General features: G+C 39.7%; 24 protein-coding genes. 11 read left to right on the forward strand and 13 right to left on the reverse strand.

Translation table 11 applies throughout. The features are described 5' to 3' along the window. Positions 1-10 precede the first annotated feature (10 nt). Positions 11-499, forward strand: coding sequence for a dihydrofolate reductase (locus tag A6B40_RS00400; protein WP_176671231.1), 489 nt, complete (start codon positions 11-13; stop codon positions 497-499). A 43-nt stretch (positions 500-542) separates the two neighbouring features. On the opposite strand, the gene hypT is transcribed toward A6B40_RS00400, so the two are convergent. Further along, a complete protein-coding gene (gene hypT, locus A6B40_RS00405; protein WP_025217059.1) occupies positions 543-1,430 on the reverse strand; it encodes a hypochlorite stress DNA-binding transcriptional regulator HypT in 888 nt (295 codons plus the stop codon). Positions 1,431-1,644: 214 nt separating this feature from the next. Here hypT and cuyB point away from each other — a divergent pair, with 214 nt between their 5' ends. The 3 genes from cuyB to A6B40_RS00420 all read left to right on the forward strand — a co-directional run bounded on the left by cuyB (position 1,645) and on the right by A6B40_RS00420 (position 4,128). After that, a complete protein-coding gene (gene cuyB / locus A6B40_RS00410; protein WP_025247567.1) occupies positions 1,645-2,340 on the forward strand; it encodes a cysteate racemase in 696 nt (231 codons plus the stop codon). A 17-nt stretch (positions 2,341-2,357) separates the two neighbouring features. Next, entirely contained in the window at positions 2,358-3,668 is a 1,311-nt protein-coding gene (locus A6B40_RS00415; RefSeq protein WP_176671232.1) for an anaerobic C4-dicarboxylate transporter, read from the forward strand. Positions 3,669-3,894: 226 nt separating this feature from the next. After that, positions 3,895-4,128, forward strand: coding sequence for a YgjV family protein (locus tag A6B40_RS00420; protein ID WP_025247569.1), 234 nt, complete (start codon positions 3,895-3,897; stop codon positions 4,126-4,128). 53 nt (positions 4,129-4,181) lie between these two features. Here the strand turns inward: A6B40_RS00420 and radA are convergent, their stop codons facing one another. Next, positions 4,182-5,561 (reverse strand): DNA repair protein RadA, encoded by a 1,380-nt coding sequence (gene radA / locus A6B40_RS00425; RefSeq protein ID WP_025247570.1) that lies wholly within the window; start codon positions 5,559-5,561, stop codon positions 4,182-4,184. Between the two features lie 179 nt (positions 5,562-5,740). Between radA and ppdD the strand changes: the two genes are divergently transcribed. From ppdD to yacG, 6 genes are read left to right on the forward strand one after another with little or no spacing between them, the layout of a single operon-like run. After that, positions 5,741-6,220: a prepilin peptidase-dependent pilin gene (gene ppdD, locus A6B40_RS00430; protein ID WP_025217064.1), complete on the forward strand. Its 480-nt coding sequence runs from the start codon at positions 5,741-5,743 to the stop codon at positions 6,218-6,220. A 20-nt stretch (positions 6,221-6,240) separates the two neighbouring features. After that, a complete protein-coding gene (locus A6B40_RS00435) occupies positions 6,241-7,632 on the forward strand; it encodes a GspE/PulE family protein (RefSeq protein ID WP_176671233.1) in 1,392 nt (463 codons plus the stop codon). Next, on the forward strand, positions 7,625-8,821 hold the full coding sequence (locus A6B40_RS00440) for a type II secretion system F family protein (protein WP_176671234.1): 1,197 nt from the start codon (positions 7,625-7,627) through the stop codon (positions 8,819-8,821). Before A6B40_RS00435 ends, A6B40_RS00440 begins: the two co-directional genes overlap by 8 nt. A 3-nt stretch (positions 8,822-8,824) precedes the next feature. Then, entirely contained in the window at positions 8,825-9,481 is a 657-nt protein-coding gene (locus A6B40_RS00445) for a prepilin peptidase (RefSeq protein WP_176671235.1), read from the forward strand. 31 nt (positions 9,482-9,512) lie between these two features. Further along, positions 9,513-10,148, forward strand: coding sequence for a dephospho-CoA kinase (gene coaE / locus A6B40_RS00450; protein WP_025247575.1), 636 nt, complete (start codon positions 9,513-9,515; stop codon positions 10,146-10,148). Then, entirely contained in the window at positions 10,130-10,315 is a 186-nt protein-coding gene (yacG, locus tag A6B40_RS00455; RefSeq protein ID WP_176671236.1) for a DNA gyrase inhibitor YacG, read from the forward strand. Before coaE ends, yacG begins: the two co-directional genes overlap by 19 nt. Here the strand turns inward: yacG and holA are convergent, their stop codons facing one another. The 7 genes from holA to A6B40_RS00490 all read right to left on the reverse strand — a co-directional run bounded on the left by holA (position 10,316) and on the right by A6B40_RS00490 (position 18,619). Continuing rightward, positions 10,316-11,338 (reverse strand): DNA polymerase III subunit delta, encoded by a 1,023-nt coding sequence (gene holA / locus A6B40_RS00460; protein WP_176671237.1) that lies wholly within the window; start codon positions 11,336-11,338, stop codon positions 10,316-10,318. A gap of 39 nt (positions 11,339-11,377) precedes the next feature. After that, positions 11,378-11,866, reverse strand: coding sequence for an LPS-assembly lipoprotein LptE (locus tag A6B40_RS00465; protein WP_112110826.1), 489 nt, complete (start codon positions 11,864-11,866; stop codon positions 11,378-11,380). Between the two features lie 58 nt (positions 11,867-11,924). Next, complete coding sequence (gene leuS, locus A6B40_RS00470; protein ID WP_176671238.1) at positions 11,925-14,510, reverse strand: leucine--tRNA ligase; 2,586 nt, start codon at positions 14,508-14,510, stop codon at positions 11,925-11,927. Between the two features lie 115 nt (positions 14,511-14,625). Next, entirely contained in the window at positions 14,626-15,156 is a 531-nt protein-coding gene (locus tag A6B40_RS10180) for an excalibur calcium-binding domain-containing protein (protein ID WP_025342718.1), read from the reverse strand. A 65-nt stretch (positions 15,157-15,221) separates the two neighbouring features. Next, positions 15,222-16,529: a serine--tRNA ligase gene (serS, locus tag A6B40_RS00480; RefSeq protein WP_176671239.1), complete on the reverse strand. Its 1,308-nt coding sequence runs from the start codon at positions 16,527-16,529 to the stop codon at positions 15,222-15,224. Positions 16,530-16,596: 67 nt separating this feature from the next. Then, a complete protein-coding gene (smpB, locus tag A6B40_RS00485; RefSeq protein WP_176671240.1) occupies positions 16,597-17,076 on the reverse strand; it encodes an SsrA-binding protein SmpB in 480 nt (159 codons plus the stop codon). 133 nt (positions 17,077-17,209) lie between these two features. Continuing rightward, a complete protein-coding gene (locus A6B40_RS00490) occupies positions 17,210-18,619 on the reverse strand; it encodes a YcjX family GTP-binding protein (protein WP_176671241.1) in 1,410 nt (469 codons plus the stop codon). A gap of 60 nt (positions 18,620-18,679) precedes the next feature. Between A6B40_RS00490 and A6B40_RS00495 the strand changes: the two genes are divergently transcribed. Continuing rightward, a complete protein-coding gene (locus tag A6B40_RS00495) occupies positions 18,680-19,528 on the forward strand; it encodes a CYTH domain-containing protein (RefSeq protein ID WP_176671242.1) in 849 nt (282 codons plus the stop codon). A 32-nt stretch (positions 19,529-19,560) separates the two neighbouring features. Here A6B40_RS00495 and A6B40_RS00500 read toward each other — a convergent pair whose 3' ends face one another. The 4 genes from A6B40_RS00500 to A6B40_RS00515 form a co-directional block, all read right to left on the reverse strand. After that, complete coding sequence (locus A6B40_RS00500; RefSeq protein ID WP_025217078.1) at positions 19,561-20,037, reverse strand: hypothetical protein; 477 nt, start codon at positions 20,035-20,037, stop codon at positions 19,561-19,563. Continuing rightward, on the reverse strand, positions 20,030-20,194 hold the full coding sequence (locus tag A6B40_RS00505; RefSeq protein ID WP_081732153.1) for a YoaH family protein: 165 nt from the start codon (positions 20,192-20,194) through the stop codon (positions 20,030-20,032). The genes A6B40_RS00500 and A6B40_RS00505 overlap by 8 nt, the downstream gene beginning before the upstream one ends. A gap of 17 nt (positions 20,195-20,211) precedes the next feature. Next, complete coding sequence (gene truC / locus A6B40_RS00510) at positions 20,212-20,940, reverse strand: tRNA pseudouridine(65) synthase TruC (protein WP_176672294.1); 729 nt, start codon at positions 20,938-20,940, stop codon at positions 20,212-20,214. Between the two features lie 214 nt (positions 20,941-21,154). Further along, positions 21,155-21,466 (reverse strand): YqcC family protein, encoded by a 312-nt coding sequence (locus A6B40_RS00515; protein WP_176671243.1) that lies wholly within the window; start codon positions 21,464-21,466, stop codon positions 21,155-21,157. Positions 21,467-21,490 lie beyond the last annotated feature (24 nt).

Here is a 21,490-nt window from a genome sequence, read left to right on the forward strand (position 1 = left end):
GAAAGCAAAAATGAAAATAAGCGTAATTGTTGCCCGCACTAAAAATAAAGTCATTGGCAAAGATAACCAAATGCCGTGGCATTTACCTGTAGATTTGGCGTGGTTTCGTCAAAATACAGTAGGAAAACCAGTGATTATGGGGCGAAAAACCTATGAATCCATCGGCAGACTACTACCAAAACGCCCGAACATTATTCTTTCTCGTTCAGGTTTTGAGGTGGAAGGGGCTTATTCCGCCGAATCGCTTGAACAAGCGGTCGAATTAGCCAAAATTTTTGCAAATAGCGATGAAATTATGATTATCGGCGGCGGCGAGCTGTTCAAGCAAGCCTTACCACAAGCGGATACGCTCTATTTAACTGAAATCCAAGCAGAAATCGAGGGCGACACCTTCTTTGAATTTAACGAAGAAAATTGGCAATTAGCGGAACAAAAATGGTCGGAGATTGATGAAAACAACCCATACCGCTGCCGTTTTATGGTGCTTAGACGAAGGTAGTATTTAGGGGCTGTCTAGTTTCAAGCCCCTTTGCTATTACTAGCTATAAGTGAATATGCTGTAAATTATCCCAAAACCTTTCTGCAGCATTATTTAAGCGAGTATTCATTCGATAAATATAGCCTTTAATCGGAATGACCAATTCATCATTGTCTAATATCACTACTTTTTTATTTTGTAATTCTTCGCTAATCGCATATTCTGGTAACCAAGCGATGCCTTGCTGATTCAGTAGCATATTTTTCAGTAATTCAGACATTGAGGAAATAAATTTTGTTTTGGTGCTTAATTCAATAGTTTTAGCTAACTTTCGATTAACTAAACGTCCCATATAGGAATTTGGCGTGTAGTTTAGTAACGGAATATGTTGATCTTTTAAGTTAAACAGGGCTTCTCCAGTAATATCTGTAGGGGAAATCGGATAAAGTTTAGACTGCATAATTTCAAGCGACATAAAAGGTGGTTGCATTAATTTTTCATCATAAAATGAAAAAATAAAATCACTTTTCCCTTCAATAAGCGTATTAACAGTTTGATCGACATCAATTGCCTCGACAGAATAGATAAAGTTTTCATTTGTTTGTGAGAGCTGTTTAATTAATTTCGGCATAATTGAAAGAGAGAGCGAGTGTGCAGCGGCAAATTTAATATTCGGCAAATTGCAATTGTGCCCCAATAATTCATCAAGGTTATCTCGTAATTGTTGTAATAAATTGCGGGTTTGGGAATGAAATAATTTTCCTTGCTCAGTAAGTTGTAGCGGAATAGCGGTGCGATCAAACAACTTCACGCCTACGACTTCTTCTAATGCTAAGATTCGTCTGCTAAAGGCAGATTGTGATAAATTCCGTTTTGCTGCCGCTTGTGAAAAATGGCGACATTCCTCTAAGGTTAAAAAATCTTCCAACCACTTTGTTTCTATATTTTTCATATCTCACCTAATGCAAATTTTGCATTTAATTTTCATTAAATGCATTAAGTTCATCTTTAGAATAACTTTATTTTATTGATTTTAAAGTGCTTTTTCCATTTATAAAATGATTTGTTGCATTTTTTGCATACAATTTCGATTTATTGCATTTCTTTTTTGCATAGCTTGTTTGTATAAGTCATTGTAGTTAATTAAATCTTATAAGGAGAAGTCTATGGCAAAAAATGTGATTGGCATTTTAGGCGGAATGGGGCCGGCAGCAACAGCGGATATGTTTCAAAAATTTATCCGATTAACGCCGGCAGATTGTGACCAAGCTCATATCCCTTTATTGATTTCCTCAATTCCTGATATTCCTGATAGAACCCGTTGCATACTGGCAAATGGTGAAGATCCGGCAATTGTGATGGAAAAGTATGTTAAAGGGCTAGAAAACGCAGGGGCAACTTGCATCATTATTGCTTGTAATACCGCCCATTACTGGTTTGATCATCTGAAACAAAAAAGTCGGGTAGAAATGCTCAGTATGATTGATAGCACTATTGACGAAGTGGTTAAAAGAGGCAAACAGAGAGTTGGGCTATTGGCAACTGATGCGACTTTAGCGACAGGACTTTATCAAAAACGGATTGAAGCTCAGGGCCTAACTTTTATTCGCCCAACAGAATTAGGGCAAAAAGAGGTGATGGAAAGCATCTATTTGTTGAAATCTGGCGAAACAGATAAGGCTACGGAATTGATGATAAAACAGCGTGATGAGTTAATTCAGCTCGGTGCTGAAGTCATTATTTTAGGCTGTACCGAAGTGCCGATTATTTTGGCAAGAGAGATTGAGCAAGAGTCTGAACGCTATGTTGATTCCACTTTAACGCTGGTTCGCTCAGCAATTGATTGGTATCAAACCCACTGATTTTTAAGGAGATTAAGATGATTTATGCAGAAATTTTTGTGGTGCTTGTTGCCATTTATTTAGGACTTCGTTCCGGCGGTTTAGGTATTGGCTTATATGGCGGCTTAGGGTTAGCCATTTTAACGTTAGGCTTTGGTTTACCAATGGGATCTATTCCGGTTGATGTAATGTTGATTATTATGACGGTGGTTATTGCGGCTGCGGTGCTACAAGCGGTTGGCGGTATGGATTTACTTGTGCGTTATGCGGAAGTGTTGATGCGTAAAAATCCAAGATATATCAACTTTATTGCGCCAATGATCACGTGGCTAATGACAATTATGGCTGGTACAGGATTTATCGTATTCTCTACTTTGCCAGTGATAGCAGAAGTTGCAAAAGAAAGTGGTATTCGCCCTTCCAGAGCTCTCTCCGGTGCAGTGGTTTCTTCCCAATTGGCAATTGCGGGATCCCCACTAAGTGCAGCAATGGCAGCAATGATTGCAGTGATGGAAAATAATAGCGTGACATTTTTCCAAGTTATTGCGGTTTGTTTGCCTGCTTCTTTTATTGCATCAATGGTGGCGGCATTTGTTGCATCTAAGCAAGGTTGTGAATTACAAGATGATGAAATTTATTTGGAGCGTTTAAAAGCAGGGTTGGTCAGCTCATCACAAAGCTCAAATACTCAATTTGTAGAAAGCAAAGGAGCTAAATTATCTATCGGTATTTTCTTAGCAGCAACTGTATTAGTTGTATTATTTGCTGCGGTACCGGGTTTGAAACCGGTTTATGAAAGCGGTAAATCAATGAGTACACGAGATATTATTATTGTAATGATGTTAGCCTCTTCGTGCTTAATGATGTTAGCAGGAAAAATTAAGCCTGATGCAATTGTCAGTAGCTCTATTTTCCGCTCTGGAATGACTTCTATTGCGGTAATTATTGGTATTGTTACCCTTGGAATGACTTTTGTTGATGCACATTTAGCAGAGATTAAAGGATCAATTGGAGATATTTTAACCGAATATCCAATGTTGCTTTCGGTAGTGCTGTTCTTTACTTGCGCATTACTGTATTCACAAGGCTCTACCTCAGCGTTAATCATTCCACTTGCAGTTAGCCTTGGTATTCCAAATTGGGCGATTTTAGCCTCGTTTATTGCGATTACCGGGATCTTTCTTTTACCTACCTATCCAACCTCATTAGCTGCAATGGAATTGGACACAACTGGCTCAACCCGTGCAGGAAAATATGTTATTGACCACCCATTTATGCTCCCTGCATTAATTGGTGTGCTTGTAGGGCTTGCATTTGGATTTGCATGGGCTCCAATGATAATGCCTTAACTGTTTAATCAGATTTGCAAATTTTTAGTGAAAACATACCGCTTGTATTGATAAATTCAGGCGGTATTTTTCTATTTAAGTGGATTATTTTGTTTAACTATTAGGCAATCAAATTCCAAAATGTGAACGCAAACCTTTGCTATTTTTTAGGGCTAGATACAAATTTAAAAAGAATATTTAAAATAATCTTAGTTTATTTTTTTATATTTATTTTTAGGAGAACCCAATGGGTAATTATGTTGAAATTTTAGGTTATGTCGCAATGGTTTTGGTAGCGAGTTCTTTTTTATTAAAAGATGTGATCAAGCTACGTGTGGTTAATTCTATCGGCTGTGCCTGCTTTGTAGCATATGGCTTGATGATAGGTTCAATTCCGGTAACAGGTTTGAATGCTTTGGTGGTTTGTATTAATTTATATTATATTTTTAAAGGTAATAAATCCGGAGTTGCACAGGCGTAAAATTTTAGTGAAAAAAGACCGCTTATAGCTCAGCTTTAAGCGGTATTGTTATTTTATAGATTGCCAAGAATATCCAACGCATCGCTGAGTTTTTTCACGGTAAATACTTCCATATCTTTAATCGCTTTTTTGGGAGCGTTTCCGTGTGGAATAATCGCTCGCCTAAAGCCGTGTTTAGCGGCTTCGCTGATACGTTCTTGTCCGCTGGTGACAGGGCGGATTTCACCTGCTAATCCAACCTCGCCAAACACCACCAAATCTTGAGGCAATGGGCGATTACGAAAGCTCGAAATCAAGGCTAAAATCAGGGCAAGATCGGCACTGGTTTCCGTTACTTTCACGCCACCGACTACATTCACGAACACATCTTGATCCGACATTTGCAACCCTCCGTGGCGGTGTAAAACCGCAAGCAGTAGCGATAAGCGGTTATGATCTAACCCCACCGCCACACGGCGAGGGGTCGCTAGCATTGAGTGATCCACCAACGCTTGAATTTCCACCAATAACGGACGTGTCCCTTCCCAAAGTACCATTACCGAGCTGCCCGGCGTTTGCTCTTCGCTGCGGCTTAGGAAAATTGCCGAGGGGTTTTTTACCTCTTTCAAGCCGAGTTCAGTCATTGCAAATACGCCAAGTTCGTTCACCGCCCCGAAACGGTTTTTCTGGCTGCGGAGAGTGCGGAAGCGTGAGTCCGATTCGCCCTCAAGCAGAAGCGAGGCATCAATGGCGTGTTCCAACACTTTCGGGCCTGCCAGTGTACCGTCTTTGGTGACGTGCCCAACCATAATAATCGCCACTTGGCGAGTTTTGGCATAGCGTGTAAGGAATGAGGCACATTCACGCACTTGTGATACGCTTCCGGGGGAGGATTGAATATCGCTTAAATGCATTACCTGAATGGAGTCAATCACCATAATTTTCGGCTTTTCTTGGTCTGCAATATTGCAAATATGCTCCACAGAAGTTTCAGAAAGCATTTTCAAATTATCGGTTGGCAAGCCTAAACGGTTTGCCCGCATCGCCACTTGTTGAAGCGATTCTTCCCCCGTCACATAAAGGGTAGGCAGGTGTTGAGCCAATCCGCACATTACTTGTAGCAATAATGTACTTTTCCCAGCACCGGGGTGTCCGCCAATCAGAATAGCTGAACCCGGCACAACACCACCACCTAGCACACGATCCAGCTCATTAAAGCCGCTGCTAAAACGTGGCACTTCCTGCAAACTGATGTCCGACAGCGTTTGCACTTTGCCGGAGGTTTCACCTGCGTAGCCGCTAAAACGGTCAGATTTTGCCGATTCTTTACTAGAAATCAGGCGAATTTCGCTAATCGTATTCCAAGCCTTACATTCTTTGCATTGCCCCATCCAACGGGAATATTCTGCACCGCAATCATTACAAACGTAGGCGGTTTTTGGTGCTTTTGCCATTTTTTACCCCTCACTCATCAAATTTGTGAAATTCTAACAAAAAACTGTATGGATAAACAGATGTAAATTTATTTTTTCGATCTGCATCGAAAAATTGAAATTTGCTTATCGCAAGATTTTAAAAAAATTTGCACACTTTCATTGCTAAACTGTTTTGGCTTTCGTTATAAGGAATTTATATGCAAAAAATTGTACATTTTCGACCGCTTTACATTCGTCAATTAAACAAGGCGTTTACATTAATTGAGTTGATGATCGTGATTGCGATCATTGCCATTCTTGCAACTATTGCCATTCCCTCCTACAACTCTTACACGCAAAAAGCTGCGTTATCGGAGTTGTTGCGGGCTTCGGCTTCCTATAAATCAGATGTTGAGTTGTGTATTTATAATAGTAATAGGCTGGATAATTGCTCTGGTGGCACGAATGGTATTCAAGCCAATAAAACGAGTGGCAATGAAACTAAATATCTCAATTCGATTACCGTAACTAAAGGCGTGATTACCGTAACAGGCAAAGGTTCGCTTGATGGCTATAGTTATACACTGACACCAACTTTTTCCAATAATACAATTAGTTGGTCAGTAAATTGCAAAGGGAGTGATACAAGCTTATTCCCAGCGGGTTTCTGTAGTGCTACGGCTACACCAAATGGCTAATGAATCTTGAGGAAATCAAAATGGAGTATACAGTTACAGATTTAACTAGCCAAGAAATGATTGAAATTTCTGGTAAGCAATGGGCAAAGAATTGTAATGAAAAGCAGATTTTATTGCGATATTTAGCCGTTCCGTTGCAAGAAACACAATCTCAATTATGGTTGGCGGTGGATGATATGCAAAATATCAGTGCTTGTGAGATTTTTGCCTTTATCTACCATAAGCAAATTGAACCTGTTTTGATTTCCTCCGATGAGTTGAAGTTTCTGCTCAATGCGCTTTCACCAGAGCAGAGTAGCTTGCAGAGTGAAATTTATGAGGATAATGTAGCGTATTCATTAGCACATTCGGAGCAAATAGACAGAAACGATCCGATTATCCAAATTTTAGATAATCTGTTTAAATTCTGTTTAAAAAATAACGCATCAGATATTCATCTTGAACCGCAAAAAGAGAAGTTGCTTATTCGGTTAAGAATTGACGGTGTATTACATATTTATAAAACACTTCCGCAAAGTTTATCTAGCAGGTTGATTTCTCGCATTAAGCTGTTAGCTAAATTAGATATTAGCGAAATCCGTTTGCCACAAGATGGGCAATTTCATTTCAAAACGATGTTAGCGGAAACTTTAGATTTCCGAGTTTCTACTTTGCCTACTCATTTTGGCGAAAAGGTCGTCCTTCGGCTTCAAAAGAATAAACCGACTAATTTGGATTTTTTGGAGTTAGGTTTTAACCAAAACCAAAAAGAAACATTACTCAATGCACTCAACCAACCTCAAGGATTAATTCTGGTAACAGGTCCAACAGGTAGCGGAAAAAGTATCACTTTATATAGTGCATTAAGCCATCTCAATACTAGCGAAAAGCATATATTAACCGCTGAAGATCCGATTGAAATTGAGATAGAAGGTATTATTCAAACCCAAGTAAACAGGGGCATTAATCTTGATTTCAGCCAACTGTTGAGAACCTTTCTCCGCCAAGATCCCGACATCGTTATGCTTGGTGAAATTCGTGATGAAGAGAGTGCTGAAATTGCCCTAAGAGCATCTCAAACAGGGCATTTAGTGCTTTCTACTTTGCACACAAACGATGCTCCTTCTGCCATAGAACGATTATTGCAACTCGGAATTAAAGAATATGAGTTACAAAATGCGTTATTGTTAGTAGTAGCTCAACGCTTGTTAAGAAGGATTTGTACAAAATGCAGAGGGGCTGGTTGTGAGCATTGCTATCAAGGCTACAAAGGGCGAATTGGGGTGTATCAACTTTTTAGCCGAACTGCAAAAAATTTTGAAAAAACGACCGCTTGTTTAGATTTTGCAACCTTATCGGAAAGTGCAAAAGAAAAATTAGCGGAAGGAAAAACCGATCAGGCTGAAATTTTAAGGGTATTAGGTAATGGTTAAAATCTATGAGTTTCATTGGAAGGCGGTAGATCGTTTTCAACAAAAACGTAAGGGCAGATTATTATCTTCAAACAGAGAAGAGCTTGAAAATAGATTACTTACTAAAGGTTATCAGCAAATTCGCATTAGCCGAAACTTTGTGTTTTCACAAAACCCTAAAAGAGAAGAAATTAGTCAATTTCTCGCTCAGCTTGCTTTGTTGGTTAATTCTGCTGTGCCGTTAAAACAAGCCTTAGTAATGATTTTACAAAACTGTCGAAATATTGAGCTTCATCTATGGCTAAGCGAGCTTATTCAACTCATTGAAAGTGGTTATGCTTTTTCACAATCATTAGAACGGCTCAATAAATTTATCGCTAACCAAGAAATTCAACTAATTAAAATGGGCGAGCAGAGCGGAAAACTCGGTTTGATTTTAACCAACTTGGCGGAGAGCAGACTTAAATCGGATAAACTGGCTAAAAAAGTCAAGAAAATCCTGTTTTATCCAGCAATTGTACTGTTTATCTCATTCTCTCTTTCTATCGGACTTTTGGTATTCATCGTGCCACAATTTGCCGAACTTTACGGCACAAAAGAACAAGCCTTACCGCTGATTACTGAGATTTTATTTTCTCTTTCTCAATGTTTGATTGAACAGAAGAATCTTTTATTCAGTTTATTTTTACTAGCGGTTATTTTTTTCTTATTTTTTGCAAAAAGAGGGAATTGGGCAGCGAAATTGAAAATCAGCGTATTGTCTAAGCTCCCTGTTTTTAGACAAATTATAGAGCAAGCTCGCATTGTCTTTTTTAGCCAAAATATTGCGTTGATGTTGAATGCTCATATTCCATTAGATGTCGCATTAAAATCCTTTTTATCTGAAAAAAGTGATGACCCTATATTACAAAAAGAAGTTGAGTTTATGCTCAATCTCTTACAACAAGGCTATAAGTTTTCGCAAGGTATCAACTCAAATGTGTTTGGCTTAGATATGCTTCAGATGATTGAGATAGGCGAACAGAGCGGTAATGTTGCTAAAATGTGTTCGCATATTAGCGAGATGTATCAACAAAAACTGGATTATCAAATTGATATTCTCTCCCAATTATTAGAGCCAATGCTGATGCTATTAATGGGCGTAATTGTCGGCACTATTATTGTTGGGCTGTACTTGCCTATTTTCGATATGGGCTCATTGGTGGAGTAGTTTATGTTGCTTTTACTTTCCTTTTTGTTCGCATTTTGGTTTAAAGCGGAAATTCCGAAATTTGCGATACGCATCAATCAGCAAATTTATCAAGAGGCGAGTTCAATTAATCGGCTTGATTTAACCGAACAACAATTTATAGCAAGCTCTACTTTAAAACCCCAGCAAACAAAATGGGCGAACCTCTTTTTTCTGCTTTTTCCACTGATTATGTATAGTTCTGAAAATCCGATTATTGGTGGAATTTTTATCCTACTCTGTTTTCTTTCCCTGTTAGATATTTGCTATTACCTAACAGACACTCGCTATATTGGACTTATTTTTCTGCTTGTATTGTGGGAAAGCCTGCATTATTTCCACAATGAAACGTTACTCTTTATCTCCTTATTTTGTCTATTTATTGCTCTTTTTTCCTCCTTGGTCTTCAAAAAAGAAACATTTGGTACTGGCGATATGTTGCTATTGATAGCTCTTTCTCCCTTATTCGATATAGAAAAAATGCTACTGTTGATATTAATCGCCTGTTTGTTGGGCATTTTTTATTACCTAGCTTACTGGTGGATAAAAAAGCAGAAATTAGAAAAATTGGCATTTATTCCGTTTATTAGTTTAGCGATGGGCGTTGTTGTAACGCTTGAAAGCCGGGGGATTAATTACTAGAATTGAGGAGCTTTAATTTTGAGGAACTTTTATGACTTACGTTGTTGGCTTAACAGGCGGAATTGGCAGTGGAAAAACTACCATTTCGGATTTATTTGCCGAGCTTGGTGTAGAAATTATTGATGCGGATATCGTCGCCCGCAAAGTGGTGGAAAAAGGTTCACCATTATTAGAAAAAATTGTTGAGCATTTTGGACAGCAGATTTTAACTGCTGAGAAAGAGTTAGACCGCACGGCGCTTCGCCAAATTGTATTTAATGATGGAGCAGAAAAAACGTGGCTCAATAATTTAGTTCATCCGGCAATTCGAGAAGCAATGGTAAAAAAATTGCAAGAATCGACCGCTTGTTATGTGATTTGGGTTGTGCCTCTGTTAATTGAAAATAAATTAACAGAGTTTTGTGATCGTGTTTTAGTGGTTGATGTGCTCCCTGAAATTCAGCTAGAACGAGCAACAAAGCGAGATAAAAGCAAAGAAGAAACCATTAAAAATATAATGGCAGCTCAAGTTAGCCGTGACGAAAGATTAAGTTATGCCGATGATGTGATTGAAAATAATCTACCGTTTGAGCTGGGATTGCCTTTAATTAAAGAACACGTTAAAGCATTACATCATAAATATTCAATATTAGCAAAAAAGGAAAAAGAATGTCAGAAACTATCGTAAATTGCCCAACCTGTGAAAAAGAAGTGGTGTGGAGTAAAGAGAGCAAATACCGTCCGTTTTGTAGTGAGCGTTGCCAAATTATTGATTTAGGCGATTGGGCTTCAGAAAAGCACGCTATCGCCAGTGAAGAGGCGGATCTATTTAGTGAAGATTTAGAGAAGTATTAATTAGGTAAATTGAGCGGAAAAACGCTCTAATTCTTGCCAAATATCATCGCTAAATTCTTGTTTTACTTTACGCTCTAATTCAGAAAGTTGTTGGATTAGGATGTAAAGTTTTTTATAAGTTAAACGTTGTACTACCTGGCTATAGAACGGTCTGCGGTTTTGCCAGATCTTCAAGCGGTCAAATTCTGTTCGTAAATTACCATTAAAGAGAACTTGTTCGCTCAATATCGGCATTGGAGAACGGGTAATTTCAAGCAAAATCATTAGCTCTTTTTGCACAATACGCAATAAAACAACTGCTTGCATTTCTTCATTTTGTAAGTGATGTAAAATACGTTGAGCCCGTCCGATTTTCCCCTCAAACAGAGCATCAATCCATTGGAATGGAGTAAATTGAGCAGAATTTTCTACTACTTCTTTTGCTCGGTTAAGTGTAATTTTGCCATCGTTACATTGAAGTTGTAATATCTGTAGGGCTTGTTTTAGAGCAAGTAGATTTCCCTCATAGCTATAGCAGAGCAGTTGGTTTGCCTCAAACTCAATTTGTAAATTCATCTCTTTTGCTCTATTGCTTAACCATTGCGGTAGTTTACTAATTTCAGGTGTTTGGCAATTAACTTGCACTAATTGAGGCTCAATTTGAGTAAACCAAGCCTGCTTTTCCATTGTTTTTAAAAATTTTGGTAAATGGAGAATAAAGAGCAGATCGGAATGCACTAAAGCACAGAGTTCGGCGAGCTTTTTAAACTGCGTAGCTATTGGTGATTCAGGAAAATTGAGAATAAGAATTTGGCGTGTAAAAAATAACCCCATTTCTTGCGTTGCTTCAAAAAGAGCTTCCCAGTTTGTGTCATTTTTTACGTCAATCTCTTTTTTTTCATCAAAGCCGTTTGAGCGAGCAGATTGAATAATCAAGTCTTTGGATTCATTAACCAAGAGTAAATCATTCCCTGTTAATAAATAAAAGGGTTGTAATCCTTTGTTTAAAGATAATTGAAGTGTTTCTGGGAAGATTTTTTGCATAGAAATAACAATGGGCGAATAATTTCGCCCCTATAATGATTATTTTGAAAGTTCTTTTTTCAACGCCGCCATTTTAATAATTAATTGGCGAGAGGCTTGTTCATACATATCTTTCATGATCATCTCTTTTTCAGCCGATTTTGCAAGAGCAGCACGAGAGTCATCAAAGAAAGTACGGTGAACCGAAACTTCTAGCGGATATTGCCCTTTGTTTGGAATATCAGCAATCGCATCCACATTTAGGGTTAAGATTTTTTCCGCTTCACGAGCCTGTTTGAAGACCGAGACCACTTTGCTGTCGGTAGAAGTTGAAACTAAACGAAGTTTCGCCACATTTGCTGTATTTGGCACTAATTTCACATCATTTAATTGCAACTGCGTGCGTAAAATGCGTGACATTTCGCTGTGCTGATCGGCACTTTCAAAGGTTAATGTTCTGAGCGATTCAGGCAATACTTCGTTGTTTTTGAAATGCCAACCGCAAGCGGTGAGGGCAAAAATTGCAACGAGGGAGAGTTTTTTTAACATAGCTTTTCCTCTGAGATGGCACAAGCATCTACGCTTGTGCCATCGGTTTATATGGATATTATCCTTTCACCACAAAACTCAACATTTTAAATGGAATATAGATTTCTTTAATGATTTCTTGACCATCTAAGAATTTTTCTACATTCGCATCGGCTTTGGCGATAACTTTGACTTCATCTTCAGTTGCGGTTGCAGGTACGGTAATTTTACCACGCACTTTGCCGTTTACTTGCACCACAACGAGTTTTTCATCTTCCACCATTGCGGTTTCATCTGCTTGCACCCAAGGAGTGAAGTCGATGGTCTGTTCATTGCCTAAGGCTTGCCATAATTCAAAACAGATATGTGGCGTGATTGGGTAGAGCATACGCACCACCGCACTTAAGGCTTCCGCCATTACTGCTCGGTCTTGCTCGCTTTCAAGCGGTGCTTTGGTGAGCTTGTTCATTAACTCCATTACTGCTGCAATCGCGGTATTGAAGGTTTGGCGACGACCGATATCATCGCTCACTTTTGCAATCGTTTTGTGTACATCACGGCGGAGTTCTTTTTGAGCTTTGTCGAGAGCTTTAACATCTAACGCCACTGTTGCCGGGTTTTGAGTGTAAGCGTACACCAAATTCCACACACGACCTAAGAAGCGTTTTGCCCCTTCCACGCCTGACTCTTGCCATTCAAGGGTCATTTCCGCAGGGGAGGCGAACATCATAAACAAGCGAACCGTATCCGCACCGTATTTTTCCACCATTTCTTGTGGGTCGATACCGTTGTTTTTCGATTTCGACATCTTCGTCATACCGCTATGGACTAACTCACGACCTTCAGGATCGCTTGCCTTAATGATGCGACCTTTCTCGTCACGTTCAAGCGTCACTTGCGTTGGACTTACCCAGATACGCTCGTTGGTTGGGCTGGTGTAGTAGAACGCATCCGCAAGCACCATACCTTGGCAGAGTAGTTTCGTTGCTGGTTCGTCTGAATTTAAAATACCCGCATCACGCAGTAATTTGTGGAAGAAACGGAAGTAGAGCAAGTGCATTGTAGCGTGCTCGATACCGCCGATATATTGATCCACCGGTAACCAGTAATTTGCTTCGTCAGAATCTAACATCCCCTCGTGATATTGCGGGCAAGTGTAGCGAGCGTAGTACCAAGAAGACTCCATAAAGGTGTCGAAGGTGTCGGTTTCACGCAATGCCGGTTTGCCGTTGTAAGTGGTTTTTGCCCATTCAGGATCCGCTTTGATCGGGCTTTTTACGCCGTCCATTACCACATCTTCAGGCAGAATCACTGGTAAATCTTGAAGCGGAACTGTGACGACTTCGCCTTCTTCTGTTGTCATCATTGGAATTGGAGCACCCCAATAACGTTGGCGAGAAACGCCCCAGTCACGCAGACGGAAATTCACTTGACGTTTACCTACGCTCATTGCTTCTAATTTATCCGCAATTGCATTAAATGATGCTTCAAATTCTAAGCCATCAAATTCAGCAGAGTTAATTAATTTGCCGTGTTCGGTATAAGCCGCTTTTGAGAAGTCCCATTCTGAGCCATCAAGCGGTTGAATTACTTGATTAATTTGCAAATCATATTTTTGAGCGAACTCAAAGTCACGTTCATCGTGAGCCGGTACAGCCATTACAGCACCGGTTCCATAGTGCATTAATACGAAATTTGCCACCCAAACCGGCACTTCTTTGCCTGTTAATGGGTGGATAGCGAACAAGCCTGTCGCCATCCCTTTTTTCTCCATTGTGGCAAGTTCAGCCTCTGCGACTTTAGTGTTTTTTGCCTCACGGATAAATTCGGCTAATTCAGGATTATTTTCTGCTGCTAACTCTGCTAATGGGTGAGCTGCTGCAACTGCCACATAGCTCACGCCGAAGAAGGTATCCGGGCGAGTGGTGTAAACAGGCAAGGTTGCGTTAGAACCGGCAATTTTGAAGGTGATTTCCACACCCTCAGAACGACCAATCCAGTTACGTTGCATGGTTTTGACTTGGTCTGGCCATTGCGGAAGATTATCTAACTGGGTTAATAACTCTTCGGCATAATCGGTGATTTTGATAAACCATTGCGGAATTTCACGCTGTTCAACAGGGGTATCACAACGCCAGCAACAACCCTCGTGAACTTGCTCATTCGCAAGCACGGTTTCATCGTTCGGACACCAGTTTACCGTTGAGGTTTTTTTATAAACCAAACCTTTTTTATACAGCTCAGTAAAGAACCATTGCTCCCATTTGTAATATTCAGGGCGACAGGTGGTCACTTCACGATCCCAGTCATAAGAGAAGCCCAGCATTTTTAGCTGACCTTTCATATATTCGATATTTTCATATGTCCATTTAGCCGGAGCAGTGTTGTTTTTCACCGCCGCTCCTTCCGCTGGCAAGCCGAAAGCGTCCCAACCCATCGGTTGAAGCACGTTTTTGCCGATCATACGTTGATAGCGAGAAACTACATCGCCAATGGTGTAGTTACGAACGTGCCCCATATGCAATTTACCTGACGGATAAGGCAACATTGAAAGGCAATAATATTTCTCTTTGGTAACGTCTTTAACTGCTTTGAAAACTTTATTTTCTGCCCAATAGTGCTGAACTTTCGGTTCAATCTCACTTGGATTGTACTGCTGTTGCATAAAATCTAACCTTTAAAATTTAAACGAAAAAATTGTTGAGATCATACCGCAAAAACGCCTTTTTTTGAATGGCAAGCGGTGGGATTTGCCTAGTTTTTTGCAAATTTTCTTACTTTTAACCACAGATGGATTCACAAGGGACACCATCACGATCTCTATCTAAACTTTTTACACCGCATTGTCTTAGATAAAATTTTGCTTCAGTACAGTTATTCATTTGTGAACAGTAGCGTTTTCCACCACATTGGAATGAGTTTGATTTTTCTATATTTTTCTTTTTAGTTTCTTTTGGTTTTTTTGCTTTTTCTGATGTATTCGCCTGCTTCTGAGAAGAAGAGGATTTTATTACAGGTTCAGATAATTTCGTTGCTTTAGACGTATTTTCTTTCCTGCTATTCTGAATAGAAGTTTTATCAAGAACAGTCTGAGTATTTTCTTTTTTCTGAATAACAGAAGTAGCTTCAATTGGTATAGGTGGTTTAGAAATATCTGGTGTTTGAATTAACGCCTGAGTTTGACTTGGTACTTCTTTTGATAAGTCTTTTGTATCTTCTCCCATACATTTTGAGAGTCCAGCAGCAATGAACATGAAGAATATGAAGCCACCTATATTGTTAGAGCCTTTTGTTTTTCTACGTTTTGCCATTTTTATCTCCATAAACAAAAACCAACCTCATTTCTGAGATTGGTTTTATCTAATTCAAAGAATTATTAAGCCGTAATCACTTCCACGCCACCCATATAAGGTCTTAACACTTCCGGCACAGTAATTGAGCCATCGGCATTTTGGTAGTTTTCAAGTACGGCTACAAGCGTACGTCCAACCGCTAAACCCGAACCGTTTAACGTATGTACTAGGCGAGTTTTTTTGTCGCCTTTCGCTTTGCAGCGGGCAGACATACGGCGAGCTTGGAAATCCCACATATTTGAGCAAGATGAGATTTCACGGTAAGTGTTTTGAGCTGGTAGCCATACTTCTAAGTCGTAAGTTTTCGCTGAACCGAATCCCATATCGCCGGTGCAGAGTAGCACTTTGCGGTATGGTAAACCTAAAAGTTGTAATACTTTTTCTGCGTGTCCGGTTAATTCTTCCAATGCCTCCATTGATTTTTCAGGGGCAACAATTTGCACCATTTCCACTTTCTCGAATTGGTGCATACGGATTAAACCACGGGTGTCACGACCATAAGAACCGGCTTCAGAACGGAAGCACGGAGTATGTGCGGTATAACGTAATGGAAGTGTCTCTTCATCAATAATTACATCACGCACTAAGTTAGTTACCGGTACTTCAGCCGTTGGAATTAAGCTATAAGAACGCTGAACTTCATTTGGATCTTGTCCGGTCAATGGCTGGGTGTGGAATAAATCTTCACCGAATTTTGGTAGCTGACCTGTACCGTAAAGAGTGTCGTGGTTCACTAAAAACGGTACGTTAGTTTCTACATAGCCATGTTGTTCGGTGTGTAGGTCTAACATAAATTGCGATAATGCACGGTGTAAACGGGCTAATTTGCCTTTCATTACTACAAAACGGCTTGCAGCCAATTTTACGCCGGATTCAAAGTCTAATCCGCCTAAGTTTTCACCTAAAGCAACGTGATCTTTCACTTCAAAATCAAATTGACGAGGTTCGCCCCAACGAGAAACTTCCAAATTTTCACTGTCGTCTTTACCTAATGGCACTTCTTCTGCCGGTAAGTTTGGCACAGATAAAAGTAAATCACGAATTTCGTTTTGTACTTTATCTAGTTCCACTTTAGCGTTATCTAGCTCATTGCCCATTGAATCCACTTCGGCTAATAATGCAGAAATATCTTCACCACGAGCTTTTGCTGCTCCGATATTTTTCGAGCGAGTGTTGCGTTCTGCTTGCAAAGTTTCGGTTTTTACTTGCAAGGTTTTGCGTTGTTCTTCAAGGGTTTTTACACGTTCTACATCTAAAATGAAATTACGTTTAATTTTAAGTGCTTGTGCGATTTCATCAAGATTGGTACGAAGTAGATTTTGGTCGATCATATTAATTTCCTATTTTGTTTGTAGGGACGCACTGTGTGCTCCGTTTATTTTTTGAATTTTGTATCGGTTAGCCACGATTTGCATTTTTCATAATGCGTTGTTTCGCGACCTGCCATTCACGATCTTTAATATCTTCACGCTTATCGTGCAGTTTTTTACCTTTTGCCAAGCCGATTTTGACTTTTACCCACGCACTTTTCCAGTACATTGCGGTTGCTACAATGGTAAAACCTTCACGGTTTACTTTGCCGAATAGCGAATCCAGCTCACGTTTATTCAAGAGCAATTTACGGGTTCGAGTTGGATCACTCACAATATGGGTGGACGCCATATTCAGAGGCGTAATCATCGCTCCGAATAAAAAGGCCTCGCCGTTGCGGAAAATCACATAACTGTCGCTGATATTGCCCTTTCCGGCTCGAAGTGCCTTCACTTCCCAGCCTTGTAGTTCAAGCCCTGCCTCGATTTCTTCTTCAATAAAATATTCGTGGCGAGCTCGTTTATTTAACGCAATCGTATTTGATGCTGCTTTTGGTTTTTTTGCCATAATTTTAAAAGTGTTATAAAAATTCTTTAAATTCTACCCTAAACGAGCTAAACAGTGAACAGAGAAAACCTTTGCAAGCGGTCAAATTTGCGGAAAAATTTGCAAGAAACTGAGAAAAAAGTACCGCTTGTTATTACTCAAACCTATCCGCTAGTAAAAACTGCAATACGGAATCCATTCTTAAATGAGGGATTGGTTGGTCATAATCAATCTGTTTCGGCTCGAATTGGTCGAACTCAAAACGGTTAAATTGCCAATAATTCTTATCCGGCAAGCGGTTCGGCACGGTGCCGGGGTAGAGTGTAACTTGTTTTTTATCGCTTGAGCGAATACCCCGAATGGCTCTGATTGTTTTATCGTTTTGAGTTACTTTTACTGAGTCGGTTGCTTGAATGGCGGAAATTGCCAAATAGCCGGTCTCGATGCCGTCAAATTCGGCGTGTCTGCCACCTTCTTGTACAAGTTGCCGCATCAGGCTTTCTAAATTTGGTACTTGATCACCGGTGATATGGTCTGCCTTTGTCGCAATAAACAATAATTTGTCGATATTCGAGGAAAATAAGCGGCTAAACAGTGAACGATTACCGTAATGGAAATGTTTGAAAAGCTGCTGCAGCCCTAATTTCATTTCCATAAATTCATTGTAGCCATAGTTTAATGGGGTGAGGCAATCAGCCAAGATCACTTGGCGGTCAAATTGGGAGAAATAATCCTCATAAAACGGCTTTACAATTTTTTTCTGGTAATGTTCGTAGCGTTTTTTTAGTGTATGGAAAAAGCTATTTTTATCGCTTTGCTCCAACTTTTCCCAATCTGATTCACTTAAATCTAATAGCGGGAAGAATTGAAAAACCGGTGCACCTTTAGCATTTTCGGTAGGCAGCACAAAACGTCCAGGCTGGATATATTGCATTCCTTGAGCCTTGCACGCCAAAAGATAATCGGTGTATTGCTGACTTAAATCTGCTAATACGTTTTCATCGGTTTTTGCAAAAAGATCTAGTTTTTTGACCGCTTGTAACCAATCTTGAGCCAGTTCTGCTCGCTCATCTTTATGTACAGTTTGTTGTGTTTGCGACCACTCTTTATAAGAAAGTGAGAGAAGTGGTAAATCCAACAGCCATTCGCCTGGGTAGTCAAAAATATCCAGATACAGCGTACTCGTCTCTTTAATATGGCGAAGTAACGAGTGTTGGCGTTGATAGCGAATAGCAAGGCGAATTTCGCTAATTCCTGTGGTGGAATTTGGCCAGTGAGGTGGGGTTGCCTCAAAACATTGGCGGTTTTTGTCATATTCAAAACGAGGAATAGTCAGATCGCCCTGTTCTACCCGTTTCACCGACAAAATCTGTCCGTTGCGAGCAGGAGCGAACAGGTTCAAATGCGGATTGTCAGCCTTGTTGATATGTAAAAGTTGATCAACGAAGCTGGTGATAAAAGCGGTTTTTCCACTTCGGCTCAAACCTGTAACGGCAAGGCGTAAATGGTTATCTAGCCCACGCTGGACAAAGTTATTGAGTTTATGCTGAATTTTAGAAAACATTTTGCAAAATTTATTGATAAAATAACCGCTTGATTATACAACGTTGCAGAGTAGTGTGAAATGGAAAACAAAAATCAGGCAGAAATTGAGCTGAAAATAATGCTCGAATCGCATAACATTTCGTTAATTGAAAATTGGTTAAATAGTGTTAAAGCATTTGAATTGCTTGAGCAGAAATCCCAAATGTTAGGCAATAGCTATTATGACACTCCAGAACAATTTTTTGCTTCACAGAAGATGGGGCTACGAGTTCGCTCGCAAAACCATCAATTTGAGATTACGCTTAAAACCAAAGGAGAAATTGTTGGTGGCTTACATATTCGCCCGGAATATAATTTATCTCTTCCAACTAATCAGCCTGATTTTCTCGCATTAGTTGAAAAATATCATTTGCCGTTTGAGAATGCAGAGCAAATTGCTAATAGTCTGCAAACTATTTTTAGCACGGATTTTATTCGACAAATTTGGTTATTTAAGGTTGGAACGTCTAAAATTGAAGTAGCATTAGATCAAGGCTTAATTAAAAACCGATATGGCGAAGAGGCTATTTCTGAGTTGGAATTTGAAATAAAACAAGGTAATTTAAGCGATTTATTTAACTTAGTTGAAGCAATGCCAAAAGTAGACGGAATGTGGCTAAGTGGTTTAAGTAAAGCTCAACGTGGCTATTTGGTTGGACAAGCGGTCAAATTTGAACAAGATATTGCAAAAGCAATGCGTCAAGAAAATAGTTATCAACTTGAGCAAAAACTAGCTGATTTTATTCGTGTAGGAAATGAAAATAAAGCTGTGTTGGAACGATTTAATCAATGCGTAAATCAGAAGTTAGAAACCTGGAAAGACTCGAAAGCGTTTGTGAAAAGCCAAGATTATTTAATGGCGAATTTAGCAATCTTGAAAAGCATATAGTAAAAAACCACAGATTACTCTGTGGTTTTTGTTTATTTCACAATTTCAAATTCTAAGCCTTTAAATATTTGGTTGTTGATTTGAACTTCCATTTTGTATTTTCCGACGGGATCGGTTTTGTCAAAACCCCAACAGCGGCTCAGCGGCTGATTATTAACAAGGTTGACTTCTGTAGTGATTGTATGATTTTTGCCATCTTCAGATGAGTCAACTCGAGAACCCGGTGAAGCTAATTTCATTTCAGCTGGTGCATAGAATGCTTCAGCTATCATCACTTTATTCTGTGTTGGAACATTAATACTATACCAACAAAGTTGAGTTTGTTTTTTGCTGATAGAAAGCTTATTTCCCTTAATCGGTTTAGCGGCTTTGCCACTCACGTCTAACACTTGCAATACAACAGCGGGTTTACCTTCAACAGGAGTTTTTGGAGTAATCGTTTTTTCTGCTGCTGCAAAGCTGTATTGTGAGGTAACAACTAATGCAAAGATTGTTAATAATTTATTCATTTTTCATTTTCTCCGATTTTTGGTGCTTTTCTCTTAATTGAGTAGCAATAATTTGAATGGCCTCTCCAGCACTTATGCCTTTTGCCATCAGTTTTTGAATTTCTTCTACTGCAGCTTGTTGCTGTTCGTGGGTGAGCGATAAAAGTGAATTATCCATATAATTGTCCTGTTAGTCTAACGAAATTGGGTAAAGTTCCAGTCAAGAAATGTAAAGAGTTGTCGCCATTGTTCATCAAGCGGTGCAATTATCTCTATTTTTTGCAAATTTTTGGGATGATGAAATTGCAACTTATAGGCATGCAACATTAAACGGCTCACGTTTGATTTTTCTGTCAACGCCCGATTTTGGTGCAGGTCGCCATATTTGGAATCCCCCATAATCGGGTGGAACAGATGCTTCATATGACGGCGGAGCTGGTGTTTCCGCCCGGTTTGCGGTTTTAACTCCACCAAACTATAACGAGCGGTAGTGTGTTTGCCGGCAGGATAGGGCATTTCCACCGTGGCTAAACCTTGGTAATCGGTAACTGCTTCTTGAGCCTCTTTTTCCTGCGAAAATTTATCGGCAATTTTATCTAAAATCACTTTAAGCGGATAATCAATTCGAGCCTCGCCTTGCAAGTAGCCTCGCACCACCGCCAAATAGCTTTTTTGCACTAAATGTTGTTCAAACTGCTCGCTCATTAAACGAGCCATGTTGCTGTTTAATGCAAACAGCAACACGCCCGAAGTTGGGCGGTCAAGCCGATGAATCGGAAAAACGTGCTGTCCGATTTGATCCCGCAAGGTCTGCATCGCAAATTGGGTTTCGTGCTTGTCTAGCCAAGAACGGTGAACTAACATTCCGGCCGGTTTGTTGATGGCGATAAGATCGTCATCGCGGTATAAGATTTCTAAGGTCATCATATTTTGTGTATGAGCTAATTTATCAAATCTCCCCTAATCCCTCTTTTCTAAAGAGGGGAACAGATCTCCATAAATATTTTATTCATCTTTCGTTGACTTAAGTCGTAAATAGTCCGATGAATATCAAGAATGCTCCGCACGATTCCTCCTCTTTAGAAAAGAGGAGAGGGGAGATTTGTCAGAGTCAAGGGCAAAGTGAGAGATAATCAAATTAATCCTTCAACAACTTTTCCAACTTCAACAACGGCTCGTAAATTGCTTTTAGATAGTCTGCGGTTTTCAGTGACTCTTCCAAATAAGGAGTAATAGCAAAATTGCGGGGCAGATCGGCACCGGCGTCTAAAATCGCCTGCATTCTCGGGATAAAAATCCATTGTAGCCACTGCGTTGGCGAGAGAGTTTCGACACAAAACGGCTGCGGATTTGCCATTGCCTCAAGGCTCGGCGGTGTGGCTTCCCAAAGGTTGTGCAAACGCATTGCAATTTGTAAATCGGATAAATGTTGTTTAACTTCTGCTTTCATTTGTTGAGTTTCGGCTTGTTAAAT

The organism is Mannheimia varigena (genome assembly GCF_013377235.1).
Classification (GTDB): domain Bacteria; phylum Pseudomonadota; class Gammaproteobacteria; order Enterobacterales; family Pasteurellaceae; genus Mannheimia; species Mannheimia varigena.